This window comes from Pseudomonas sp. P1.8, from assembly GCF_001269805.1.
Classification (GTDB): Bacteria; Pseudomonadota; Gammaproteobacteria; order Pseudomonadales; family Pseudomonadaceae; genus Aquipseudomonas.
Genome location: NZ_LHVM01000016.1, coordinates 625462 through 637862, shown reverse-complemented (window position 1 = coordinate 637862; position 12401 = coordinate 625462). Strand labels below are relative to the sequence as shown.

Genomic DNA, 12401 nt, shown 5'->3' with positions numbered 1-12401 from the left:
ACCCACACGAATTGCTTGATTCAGTTGTTAAAGAGCGGTTGGTTAAGATCTTTCGTCTCAACCGAGGCGCGCATTCTACAGCAGCCTCATTTGCTGTCAAGTGGTATTTTTCAGAAGTTTTCAAGGATTTCCTTAACAACTTCAACCACTTGCGCTTCAGATCTCTCGTCAGCGGGAGGCGAATTCTACAGCGTTACACGCTGCTGTCAACACCTCTTTTTCAACTTCTTTCTGGCTTCGATGACCTGAAGCAACCTGCTGCCGAAAACTGCGTAACTCTTTGTTTTCCAAGGAGTTTTCCGTTTCGACTGCGCCGGAAGTGGGGCGAATTATAGACATCTGAAATCTGCCGTCAAGCACTGATTTTGCTTTTCTATCAATAACTTGCAGAAAGGGTAAAACGTGCTTTTGATCACTGCCTATATATAGAGGCGCAATCCGCCCACCTCAGAAAAAAGAACAAGGGCAGTTATCTCGAAACGATCCGGAGCTCAAGCCAAGCTTGCCCCGGATGAGCAAAGCTTTGATCGCATACGAACAGCCGCCGATTCGTCATGTTGTACGCCAGGTGCTACACGCCGACGGTTAGCAGATCTTCGCCGATCTGGGTGACAGCACCCCACGGACCGGGAGGTGTTCCACCGCCTGCACCAGCAAGGCTGCCAGATCCCGATCCTGGTGTTGACCGCGCAAAGCAGCGAGCACTTTGCCGACTGAGTCCGCAGGCAGCTCGGACTTCATCTGCAAGTGGGGCGAAGGGGCAATGAGTTCTACGTAGTTCCTATCGAGATACCCTGCTTTTGCGGGACTAGAATTGCTCGATTTAGCGAGCGCCCCCCTCCTCCATCCAGCGTAATTTGCGCCTTTTTGGGTTTCTTGCCTTGGAAACTGTGATTGCCTTCACCGAATGGCGACTGGCTCCCGTTAGGGGTAAAGCCTTTGTACGCTCACTGCCTAGCCACGCAGTGCGCCCCTGCGAGTCCAAGCCACCTGCCTGCAGCCCTTGCTCAATGCATTAAGTTCAACTCAAAGTGACGGCAGCATTTAGGCAATGGGGACGCCAGTGCGCCGGGCGCCCAAGAGATTCCCACGCAGAACCTCCCCCATATCGAAACCACATCAGCTCTCAGAAAAAAACCTGGAACCCAATTTCTGCAGCCAGCTTGCAGCGCTAGTTACATGCTTTATTGCGAGGGGCACCTCTGCATCAAGCGTCTTCAGTGGATGGGAGAAGAGCGGCTAAAAATGATTTCTGACAATATTAGGCACCCTTCCGAGACCATCAGAGCCGATGAGACTTTCATCCAGGCGCGGGTGCTTCTGGTTTGGAATGCTCATCTGGTCTGAGCTCTCGCTTTAAGCTCGATAATCTGGCGAGACGGAAAAATCCAGCGGCCTTGCTCTGGTGAGCAATGTATTCGCGTCAAGACAACGCAATACCCAGCATTAGGATTATCGAATGCCGAAGAAACAACCGGAAAGTAACGCTGCGGTCACCGCAGCAGACATCGAAAGATCTATCCAAGCCTTGAACAAAATGGCTGAACGCCTTTGGGGAGATGGTCGAGAGAACGAGGCGAAAGCGCTACTTGATGCTTTGGATTCTTTAAACCGGGCGCTGGACCGGATCAGGATTGGAGAGAGTCGCAGGATTCTCCATTGAGTGGAAAACTCTGCTGACGGCTAGCGGATTATACGGATGAGGTGAAGGTGAGGAGGATTGTGGGGCAATCGACAAGCCAAGCCAGCAGTCGCTTTGAATCTGGCGATAACAGGCTCAATCTCTATGCTCCTTCCTTACACTCATACTGTCCAAGCCAATGAAAACCACAATAGTCGCAACATTTTTGATCTGCGGCCTTACCGGCTACGCATCGGCAGGTAATAGTTATCGCTCTGCCGAAGGCACTGCCGATGGTTTCGACTTCGTAGCTGTCAACGATAACGATCATGTCAAGGTTACCTCGACGGGAGGGCCTTGCTCCGCGTCAGGAATGCCTCGAGTGGAAGCTGTGGATGGCTTTGACGCCGTGCAGAAAGGCACTTGGAATACGAACTATTATTTAACCGGTACGTTGCAGGATGAGTCTGGCGATATCCAAGTGCCGATCTACCCATCCATTAATTTCAAAGCCAATGCGGCAAACAGTAAAAAACTGGCGCTCAAAACGCCAAAAGGTGACCCTGAAAAAGCTTATTTAGACAAAGAGGCTAAGGTCGCCGAGTGCCTGGCCAATCATCGGGGTCAGTATGTAGCAGCCTTTGGCCAATGGATGAATGCCAATATGCAACTTTGCACGGACTGTTTTGAAGGTGCTCGCCGTCAAAAAATTTATGCCCCCGTTCCTGCTCCTGCTCCAGTCCAGAGCAATGTGGCTCAATACAAGCCGCGACCTGACAAGTGGGACGAAGATGAGGAATATAATAATGGTGGCGGGGATGATGACATCACTATGGGCCAGGCCATGCAAATTATTGCAGGCGCTGTCGTAAATTCGAGTAACAAGAAGCTTAGCAACTCCAATAGCCACGCGACCGTGGATACGGCTAGCCGCAGTAGTGCGGTGGCCATTCAAAAAGCAATGCCCAGCCAATATAACGTTGCCAGTGCCGACACAAACAGTGGCCAGTACAACCAAGTACAAACGACCACCAGTACCCCGTATGTCTATGACAGCACTTACAATCAATGTGTCCAATATGGCCCTCATGACACGTTGCGAGCATATAAGCAATTTCGAAATACTTGCGCCTTTAGCGTCAGCGTCTTACGTTGCAGCGTCGACAAAAATGGGCGGGACAATTGCGCAGCGAGAATATTCGGTAGTTTTGAGCTTTCTGCTGGTGAGACCAATATCGCCGAAGGCGGCGACAGGGAAATGAAGTGGATTGTTTGCAAGCTGCCATTCAGGGCTATTGGAGCAAAGGTAAGCAGCGCAAATGGCAACCTCACTGCACCTTGCCAACGAAACCGCTGATACTGCAATCCCACGCCGTCGCCAGTAGCGGGCGTGGGGATTTCACAGACTAGCCTTGGTGAGGACGTAGCGGGACCAGAGCGGGTTAGTCGTCTCTATCGTGACGATCGCGATCGTGATCGTGATTGCGTTCATACCCTTGATCATCGTCGCGACGATCATATCTGCGGTAGCGCCCTCGGTCATCGTCATACCCTCGGTCATATCCGCGACCATGATCATAACCCCGATCACGACCGTACCTTTCTCCGTCGTCCCAGTGAGGCCCACAACCAGCCAGCAGCAGAGAGCCTGAAATGGCCATGAACATTATTACTGCACGCTTCATTTGAACGTCCTAAAAGCAAAGGTCGGCGATATGACCGTGAGTCGGGCCAATGATTCACCGGTGGGACACATCAAACCCACATGCCAGAACCGCCGCTGAATTTGCGTCAACCCCCTCCCCGACTCCACCCGCATGCACTCCCCTCCGTGCCCAACGGCAATCGGCGAAATGGATGCGACCACAAACAATTCATCAAGATGACACTCGCGGTGATGATGGAGTCGGAGTGACTGCAACCAACCGACTCTGTTGAAAAAGTCAGCCATGGCTTCCGCGGATGACGCATATCGTCAGGCCGCAAGACAGTCCGGGTCGTACATGGATATTTCACGGTAGGCCTCGTACGCGGCAAGGTCAGGAAAGCTGAAGAGTGCCAAGGCGATTCAGTTAGCCCAAGGGGTTCAGATTTCGAAGACGGCAAAAGGAAGTCACTTCAAAATCTACTACCAAGGCAAGCAGACAACCCTTCCCAACCACGGGACCAAGGAAATGGTCGAAGGGACCAGGTAGGCAATCATCAAACAACTGGGCCTCAAGGATTGATGCTCCACCCTTTGAACTCAGCGTCATCAGCTCCACAAGCGGTAATGCGATGTACGACTATGCAATCAACGTGACCGAGGACGCATTCTCTTTCTGGTCATCGTGCGACGACATCCCAGAAGCACACAGCGCGGGCGACACGCTCGAACAGCTGCTGCATAACGCCACCGAAGGACTGGAAGTGGCGCTTTGGACCTATGTCGATCAGCTGCGGCACATCCCCAAGGCCTCACCACCGAAACAGGGGCAGCACGTCATTCATCTGTCTGCCCTGGTCAATGCCAAGATCGCCCTATGGAATGCCATGCGCGATAAGGGCATGCGCAAAGCCGATCTATGCCGCCTGCTCATTGCAGCGCAGACCAAGGTGGATCGACTCCTGGATTTCCAACACAGCTCCAAGATCGAGCAGGTGGAAAGCGCATTGGCTGCTCTGGGCAAACGCCTGGCGGTGTCTGTCGAGGCAGCCTGAATAAAAAGGCCGTCAGGTGGCGGCCAAGTGCAGCACAGAGTAGCGAGGGGATCAGAAACGAAAAAGCCCCGCACGATGGCGAGGCTTTGAAATTGGTCCCGCATGCGCGGGCAGTTGGCGTTGGTTGTTCTTGCTACTCAGTTCCGCATGGCTACCAGACGCCCCCCCCCTGCGGCAACAAGTCGTGGTTCACATAGGTATAGGTGGCAAGGCCGTACTTGTCAAACGCCATGGTCGCGCCTCTCTCCTATCGCATATCGTCTGAGAGCGGTGTTTCTTCATCCGCCTCTGGAGTAGTCCTCTCGCCGACATCCTTCCAATCTTCTGGGCGATCGTCGCTTGGATTTTTCAACGGATCGTATTTGTTCGGATCGTCAGGATCTAGAGTCGGCTCATCGGTACCCGGTTCCGGGTTAGTAGGAACAGAACCTTGCGTTTGGTCTTGGAAACTCGAATCAGTAGACATACCCACCTCATCAAAGAGGTCCAGCTTTTCTGGGCCGTAATAGTTTGAAGCTGGCAGGAGTGGCGCGTGCGACTGAGCAGATGAACGGGCAATAAAAAACCCGACGCAGTGGCCGGGTTTCTTTGTGCCAATCCCTAACGCGCAAGATCGACAGGATGGGTAAATATTCTCTCACTCATTACAATGGCTATTCGCTACGCCGCGCAACTTTCAATCAAACCCTCCGCATCCATGACCTCTTGAGCCGCTGTCAGCGCCTCGTTCACCTGATCATCCAGGCTCTTGCGACTCGATGAGCGCCACCGGTACAGAATCCACGGCACTGACGACGCCATCCGCGCTGCCTTCAACTGCCGCGACAAGGTTCGACCTCAATGCCGGCCAATCATCAACAAGGTTATCCGCTGCCGCTCACCGCTGGAGTGGGCCAAGGCCATTTGCGAGGATTAGGAATTATGACGGCTCTCGACGGTAAAGCCCGATCGGAAAAGACTGCGGCGAGGCGAAAGACTCGCGGCCAGGAAGAAATCAGGCTGCACTGCATGGCCGACACTCGGCAGGCCCTGCCTGAACTGATGGCCTGGAGCGGCATCGAGGAACAGGGCGAGGCCATCACGCTGATGATTCGTCATCTTCATGCATTAGGGCCTCAATAGTCCGCCCCGCTGCTGGCCGCCCCGCCGCGTCACGAATACGAAATTTCCGAAAACGTGTCGCGCAAACTTCAGCTCGCCTACAATCGCGAAGCCCTGCGCATCTGTCACGACGAATAATGGCAGAGGCATCCCCTCCCTCAACCTTTGGGACACGATCTGTATGGCGCATTTGGAGAATGCACACTACAGTCGAGCGTAGCAACCGCCAGCGAACGGCGTTGCAACGCTCGCGCCAGGGCCAAAGAGGCATTAGCGAGATCGTGTTTAGCAAGGACTTGCGCTAATCATTAGCAATGAGTTGCTCTTGTGCGGCACCCAATCATGATGAGCGGGATAATGGATACATAGGATATGAGCACCACCCAGGAATGTGTCGGCGCTGAAAAAAAGCGCCTGTACAGCGCATGGAAGCTACGCGCAGTGTTGTTTGGTACTGATTTTGTTGTACTGACTGAGAAGGGTAAAATCCCCGTTATTCGAGAGGCCTACATGAAGCGCGGTTGCCTGACTTGCCTCTACGGCAACGGAGATTGGGGCCCCGTCCGCTTGTATGCCAACGGCCATACCTCGGACGCCAATTTTGAATGGGCCCCCCTCACGAAGGAAGTGGCGCAATGCTTTGGCCGCGGTGCAGTGACAGCATGAACACTCCAAAATACGAATAGCCCAGACCCTGTGCCGCCGCGACAACGTCCGTATTCCGTTCGCCTACGCTACGTGACGTCGCCTCACCTACCAGCCGGCACCCGGGAGCAGGAAGTCTGCAAGCTGAAATGGGATTGGGAAATTGCGGTACCGGAGCTCGGGACCAGTGCTTTTCTGATACCGGCTGATTTCGGCGGGAGACACGAACGGTCTGGAGTGAAAACGGTGATGAGCGACTGGTCGTGCTAAACAACATGGCGAAGTCGATCATCGACAAGCAACGCGGCCTGAGTAAGGAATGGGTTTTCCCTTACAAAGACACCGCGATGCACCGGATGAATGACTCGGCTTGGAAGAAGGCGCGGGTGAGACCGGCGAAACTCCGACAGGAGGAAAACCTTCGCCCTGCTCACCCAGGTTATGCCTCCATCAGGATTCATAACCTAAAACACACGTTTGGCCGTCGGCTACGCGCAGCAGGCGTAACCGAGGAAGACCGCAAGGCACTTCTGGGCCACAAGAACCGCAGAATCACCAGTCACTACTCGGGCGCTGAGCTCTACCCTGTAGCCGCTACGCTTCCATTTTCGCCTGCAGGCCGCCCACCGCTGGAGAGCGGGTTGGCTCACAAGCTTGGTGAATGGTGCAATTGCGGTATTTCAACATCCCGCCACTGCGTTCATTGAGGTAGGCCGTGATCTCGCCAACAATGGCCAAGGCCACGCTCGCCGGGGTATCGCCCCCCAGATCCAGGCCGATCGGATAGTGAAGCCTGGGCAGGCTTTCTGGCAAACGGGCCAAGGCGCCCATCTCATCGAGCAGTCGTTCTGTTCGCTCTCGAGGGCCCAACTGCCCGACATAGGCGGGAGTACATTGCAAAACGTTTTTAAGCCAATACCGATCCTGTCGATAGCTGTGGGTCATGATCACCACTGCGGCACCGTCGACAGAACTGGATAAGTTAAAAGGCTCGTCGATAGGCGCAACAATGACGTGGCTTGCTCCAGGGAACCGTTCCGGGCGAGCAAAGTGCGCACGCCCGTCCACCACCGTGACATGCCAGTTCAAATCCCTGGCGAACCGCACCAAAGGCTGGGCGTCATGACCCGCGCCAAAGATCATCAGTCGACGCTGTGGCGCGATGTATTCGAGAAAGACCTCGACCTCATCTACACCGCTTCCGTAAATCATCAACTGAGACTTTTTGCGCGCAAGGGTACTGCGCAAATCACCCTGCAGGGCGTGTTGAAGCGCTTGGCAGCGGATGCCCTCACACGCGTTCATAAAGGCGTTCAGTCCCATTCGAGCACCGACTCGCACACGGGCTGTTCGGCCCGCGGCAATGACGGTCGCCAGGGCTGCCGGTTGACCGGTGGCCCTCACCCGCTGAAGCACATCGAGCAACAGACTCCGCTTGCCGGCATCATGGCGTTCCAGGAGTACATGCGCGGTACCGTTGCAGCCCAGGCCAAATGTCAGCGCCGCGTCTTCATCTTCGGCGTCCTCCTCTTCCTGGGCCGCCGTGCTGTAACGACGAACCACTGTCCCGCCGGACTCGGTCAACCACCAGGCCTTCCTGGCCAACTCCTGCTCCAGGCAACCGCCACTGATGGTTCCGACTGTCTGGCCAAACAGTGGAATCAGCATCCTCGCACCAGGACGCCGATAGGCCGAGCCCTCGACCTTGACGACCGTGGCGAGTACAGCATCGATCTTTGTGCTGTTGGCTTGATCCAATGCATCGAGCAAGGCGTACAAATCAGACATGGTCACTCTCCCGGGTCAAATTCAGTTGATTGCTGCGCCATCGTCTTCAAGTGATCGGCCCCTCGTTTGCGGGGAAAGACAGCGTTGCCAACAACCCGCCGAACGCATTGAACGGGAGTACTATTCATTCCCTTGCATTCCTCGAAGAACAATGCGGCATCGATCTAATGCATGCGGTGTACGAGAAACCCGGGGCGCCCATAGAAACCCTTTGGCCGGAGTGCCCGGTTCAGAGATCGGTGGCGCGCTACCACGAAATGTCATGTCATTTCCTAGCCATAAATGTCGCTACGCATAATCGTCAAGGGCAACAGCGTGAACAAAAAAACAGGTATCAGAGCCCAGCAGGCCGACCAGACCAAGGCTCGTATTCTCCAGGCCGCGGTCAAGGTCTTCACCCGTGATGGTTATGCGGGCGGGCGGATCGAACAGATTTCCAGTGAAGCCGAGTCCAATGACCGGATGATCTATTACTATTTCGGCAGCAAGGAAAACCTCTTTGTACGGGTGCTTGAACACACTTATGAAGCATTCAACCATGCCGAAAGCATGCTGCGCCTGGACCTTTCGAACCCCGTGCAGGCCCTGCGTGAACGGGTGGCGTTCGTCTGGCATTACTACGTAAAGCATCCGGAATTCGTCGCTATCCTCAATATCGAAAACCTGCACGAGGGCACGCACGCCAGGCAGTCCAGTGAGCTTCGTCGCTTGTCCGGCACCACGCTGGGCGTGATCACACCGATCATCGAAGCGGGTCAGCGACAGGGGGTGTTTCGCCAGGACATCGACATCAATCACGTTTACCTGATGATCGCCTCGCTCTGCTACTTCTATAACTCCAACCGGTACACCCTCACCTCATTTCTTGGTCTAAACCTGGCGGATCAAGGCCAGCAGCAGGACTGGCTGGCGTTCATCAGCGATCTGGTGGTGCGCGGTGTGCTGACACTGCCTGCGTCTCAGTGACTCTCTGATCAATGAGTTCCGGGATTGGCCCGCAAGTGCGCGACCTTCTGCTCCAGCCCTTGCCACGCAGGTTCAGCTGAGGCGAAGCGATTGCGCAGGTATGCCGTCAGTTCGGCGATCTGCCTGTTGGACAGGCTGTCCTTGAAGCCTGGCATATAACCAAGATCCGGCGTCGCCGGGTTGGAGATGCCTTGCAAAATGACCTTCAGCAGGTTGTCTGGCAACGTACTGTGAAGGCTGGTATTAGTCGCCAACGAGGGACTGACACCAAACAGTTTCGGCCCAAGACCATCGGCGTGACAGCCTTGGCAGGAACCTTCAAACACCCGCCGACCATTGTTCAACGACACCTCTGTGACGCTGGGTTGCGCTACAGTTTCCGTGCTTGAGCGGGTCTGTGCTTGCACCGTGCCATCGAGCGACGCGAGGTAAACCGCCATCGCCCGTATGTCTGCTTTGGGCAGTTTCGCCAATTCGCTAACCACCGGCCCCATAGGGCCCGCCGCGACACCGTGGGCATCGGAATAACCACTGCTCAGGTAGGTGAACAGTTGGTCTTCGGTCCACGGCGTGGGCGATTTGGATAAGCCATTGAGCGCAGGTGCTTCCCAGCCATCGACCATGCCGCCCGCCAGGAAATTTTTACCGCCCTTCTCCGCGCCCATAAGGTTGCGCGGCGAATGACAGGCCGCGCAGTGACCCAACCCATTGACCAGGTAGGCGCCGCGATTCCACTGCTCGCTGCGTTGCGGCTGCACCTGGATTTCGCCCTTGCGCAGGAATAAAGCGTTCCAACCCGCCATCAGCGGCCGCATGTTGAATGGGAACTGCATGTCGTTGACCTTGGCGGGCTGGCTCACCGGGGCCTGTGACATCAAGTACGCGTACAGCGCCTGCATATCGGCGTCGTTGATATTCCTGAAGGCAGTGTAAGGAAATGCCGGATACAGATTCTTGCCATCGCGACTGATGCCATCGCGCATGGCCCGTTCGAACGCGGAATAGGACCAACTGCCAATCCCGGTTTTCGGGTCAGGTGTGATGTTGCTGCTATATAGCGTTCCGAAAGGCGTCTGCATTGCCAACCCGCCCGCATTGGTCGCACCGCCTGACGCAGTGTGACACACCGCGCAATCGCCGACGGCTGCCAGCAAACGCCCTCGCTCCAGCGTCGCCGCAGACCAGGTGCCCGCGCTGGGTGGCGTGATCGGTGCGATTTCCGCACGCCAGGGCAAAGCCGTGGCAGCAACGCCAAGTATCGCGCCGAACGCTGCGAACAATGAGCCGAACAACCATTTCGAGCGCTTGGCCTTTGGCGAATCAGGGGGATTGGCATTCGCTTCGTCCGCCGATCCTTTGAGCGCTGCCAGCACACGCTCAGCGGTGATCGGTAGTTCACGAAAGCGAATCCCGGTGGCGTCGTAGATCGCATTGGCTATCGCTGCCGCGCTTGGCACTGCCGCCGACTCACCCGCCCCCATGGGTGCTTCGTTCTGGCGCGGCATCATTAGCACATCGATTTGCGGCACCTGCGGGAATGTCAGGATCGGGTAACCGCCCCACTCCTTGCTGGCAACGGTGGACTCTTCGAAGGTCACACGCTCCTTGAGCACGCGGCTGGTGGACTGAATCACATTGCCGTGAATCTGATGCTGAACACCGGCCGGATTGATCATCATCCCGGCGTCATGACCGATTACTACGCGGGTGACTGACACTTCGCCGCTGCGCTTGTCCACCGCCACGTCCGCGACCCACGCCGCCCACGCCGCGCCGAAGCCTGGAAATTTGCTGTGAATGTAACGGGCATAGGCAAAACCCCGGCCACGAAGGATGTTGTCTTGTTCCGGGATTTGCATCGGCTGCGTACGCGGTGTCCATTCGGCGCGGGCAGCAGTGGCTTTGACCAGATCCGAGGCGCGCTCATCATTCAGATAACGCAAACGGTACTCGATGGGGTCGACACCCGCGGCAAAGGCCAATTCATCGATATACGACTCATGGGCGAAGGTATTGGGCAGCGCCGACACGCCCCGCATCCACGAAGCCCGAACAATGGGCGCCATGTCGTTTACGCTCACGCGCATGTGTTCAAAGTCGTAGGGTGGGATCGAGGTGCGGTCGCCCATTTCGAACATCGCCGCCACCGGTTCGACACGCCCCGTCAGCAGCAGTGCCAGGGTCGGTGCACCATTGGACGGGTAGCTGGTCTGAAAATCGTAACCGGCCACCCCGCCATCGAGATTGATGCCTCCATCGACCTCCATCAGTTGCGCCGTACCTTTGGGCTCCCATACGTGCTCTTGCTCGCGGGTCAGTTGCACCCGTACCGGCACGCCGACAGCGCGGGACAGTAAAACCGCATCGGCGCAGACGTCGTCGGCGCAATTACGCCCGTAACAACCTGCCGCTTCCATGCGGATGATCTCGATCCGCTCTTCCGGATACTCCAGCAACCATGCCAGGTCAGCGCGCAGCAAGTGCGGATTTTGTGTGCCCGACCAGACGCGAATGCCATCCTCGCGATAATCCGCCAGTGCGCATGAAGGGCCAATGGAGCCGTGCATCTGATACGGCCACAGATAGGTGCGAGTCATGCGTTCGCTGGCCTGCTCCAGTGCCTGGTCTACATTGCCCTTGTCCAGCACGACGCGCTGTATCCGGGGGTTGTCGCGAATGGCCTGAGCGACGTCATCCATGTTCGGCAGTTTGTGGTTCCAGGCTTTCCAAGTGACTTTCAGCGCCTGGGCGGCCTTCGCAGCCTGCTCTTCACGCAGGGCGACCACGCCGACGAAATCGCGAATCACCACCACCCGGACGATGCCGGGAATGTGCGCGATGGAGGACTCGTCCACCTCCAGCAGGCTGTTGCCGACGAAATCACCGCTGTCGAGCCCGGCGTAAGGTGGGCGAATCACCCGGCCATGCAGCATGTCCGGCAGCCGCATGTCATGCACGTAGGTCAGCTCGCCAGTGGCTTTACCGGGAATGTCCACCCGCGCTGCGCCCTTGCCCACCAGCCTATAATCTTCCAGACGCTTGAGCGGCGCATCGCCGGAAATCGTCAAATGGTCACGCTCGCCCTCCACCAGTTCGGCAAACGTGAGCTGGCGACCGTCTTCGCTGCTGATTACCCCGCTGTTTATCCGTAAGGTGTCAGCCGCAACGGCAAAACGCCGGGCCGCCCGAACCAGCAAAAATCGTCGGGCTTCAGCCGCGGCGTTACGCAAGGGGATGGCCGAAATCTGGATCGTCGCACTGGCGATGGTTGCGCCCTGGTTCGGCGCACTGTCGGTATGACCAAGGACCATACTGACTTGGTCCAGCGCCAGATCCAGCTCTTCGGCGACAATTTGAGCCAGCGCAGTACGGATCCCGGTGCCCAGGTCCACGTGGCCGTTGAACGCATAGACCTTGCCATCGTCATTGACCGCTAGGAACAACGCTAGCTCCTTGGGTTTGATGACGGGTACACCACCTTTGGCGACGGGGCCGGACGGTGGCTGTATCTGATCGACGACCAACAAAACGCCGGACTTGGCCAACAGCTGATCACGGGTGAGCGTTGCATGAGTCATGG

Annotated in this window: 10 protein-coding genes and 4 pseudogenes; 9 read left to right on the top strand and 5 right to left on the bottom strand. The window is 56.4% G+C overall.

Annotated elements, in window-relative coordinates:
- The 4 genes and pseudogenes from AD668_RS29780 to AD668_RS19400 all read left to right on the top strand — a co-directional run.
- Positions 1 to 335 (top strand): hypothetical protein (locus AD668_RS29780; protein ID WP_218187261.1); only part of this gene is annotated, 335 nt, incomplete at its 5' end.
- A gap of 862 nt (positions 336 to 1197) precedes the next feature.
- Positions 1198 to 1347 (top strand): annotated as a pseudogene (locus tag AD668_RS30060) (propanediol utilization protein); the annotation flags it as partial.
- 112 nt (positions 1348 to 1459) lie between these two features.
- Entirely contained in the window at positions 1460 to 1663 is a 204-nt protein-coding gene (locus AD668_RS19405) for a hypothetical protein (RefSeq protein WP_053161325.1), read from the top strand.
- Between the two features lie 157 nt (positions 1664 to 1820).
- Entirely contained in the window at positions 1821 to 2978 is a 1158-nt protein-coding gene (locus AD668_RS19400) for a hypothetical protein (protein WP_156322374.1), read from the top strand.
- A 42-nt stretch (positions 2979 to 3020) separates the two neighbouring features.
- Here AD668_RS19400 and AD668_RS29565 read toward each other — a convergent pair whose 3' ends face one another.
- Together AD668_RS29565 and AD668_RS30055 are read right to left on the bottom strand one after the other, a co-directional pair.
- The gene (locus AD668_RS29565) at positions 3021 to 3200 is read right to left on the bottom strand and encodes a hypothetical protein (RefSeq protein WP_053161320.1); all 180 of its coding nucleotides are present in this window, start codon (positions 3198 to 3200) and stop codon (positions 3021 to 3023) included.
- Between the two features lie 399 nt (positions 3201 to 3599).
- Positions 3600 to 3689, bottom strand: a pseudogene (locus AD668_RS30055) (NIPSNAP family protein); the annotation flags it as partial.
- A gap of 209 nt (positions 3690 to 3898) precedes the next feature.
- Between AD668_RS30055 and AD668_RS19390 the strand changes: the two are divergent.
- Positions 3899 to 4321, top strand: a complete 423-nt coding sequence (locus AD668_RS19390; protein ID WP_053161318.1) for a type II toxin-antitoxin system HicB family antitoxin — start codon at positions 3899 to 3901, stop codon at positions 4319 to 4321.
- Between the two features lie 247 nt (positions 4322 to 4568).
- Here the strand turns inward: AD668_RS19390 and AD668_RS29045 are convergent, their stop codons facing one another.
- Complete coding sequence (locus AD668_RS29045; RefSeq protein WP_082344525.1) at positions 4569 to 4787, bottom strand: hypothetical protein; 219 nt, start codon at positions 4785 to 4787, stop codon at positions 4569 to 4571.
- 455 nt (positions 4788 to 5242) lie between these two features.
- Between AD668_RS29045 and AD668_RS19385 the strand changes: the two are divergent.
- The 3 genes and pseudogenes from AD668_RS19385 to AD668_RS29040 form a co-directional block, all read left to right on the top strand.
- Positions 5243 to 5560 (top strand): annotated as a pseudogene (locus AD668_RS19385) (hypothetical protein).
- A gap of 234 nt (positions 5561 to 5794) precedes the next feature.
- Positions 5795 to 6088 carry a hypothetical protein gene (locus AD668_RS19380; protein WP_053161315.1) on the top strand — a complete coding sequence of 98 codons (294 nt, stop codon included), beginning with the start codon at positions 5795 to 5797 and terminating at the stop codon, positions 6086 to 6088.
- 96 nt (positions 6089 to 6184) lie between these two features.
- A pseudogene (locus tag AD668_RS29040) lies at positions 6185 to 6774 on the top strand (tyrosine-type recombinase/integrase); the annotation flags it as partial.
- Here AD668_RS29040 and AD668_RS19375 read toward each other — a convergent pair.
- Entirely contained in the window at positions 6662 to 7855 is a 1194-nt protein-coding gene (locus AD668_RS19375) for an XdhC family protein (protein WP_053161313.1), read from the bottom strand. The pseudogene AD668_RS29040 and the gene AD668_RS19375 sit on opposite strands and share 113 nt — an antisense overlap.
- A 282-nt stretch (positions 7856 to 8137) precedes the next feature.
- On the opposite strand from AD668_RS19375, the gene AD668_RS19370 reads away from it, so the two are divergent.
- Positions 8138 to 8821 carry a TetR/AcrR family transcriptional regulator gene (locus AD668_RS19370; RefSeq protein ID WP_172681839.1) on the top strand — a complete coding sequence of 228 codons (684 nt, stop codon included), beginning with the start codon at positions 8138 to 8140 and terminating at the stop codon, positions 8819 to 8821.
- A gap of 8 nt (positions 8822 to 8829) precedes the next feature.
- Here the strand turns inward: AD668_RS19370 and AD668_RS19365 are convergent, their stop codons facing one another.
- Complete coding sequence (locus AD668_RS19365) at positions 8830 to 12399, bottom strand: molybdopterin cofactor-binding domain-containing protein (protein ID WP_053161386.1); 3570 nt, start codon at positions 12397 to 12399, stop codon at positions 8830 to 8832.
- Between the last annotated feature and the right edge of the window lie 2 nt (positions 12400 to 12401).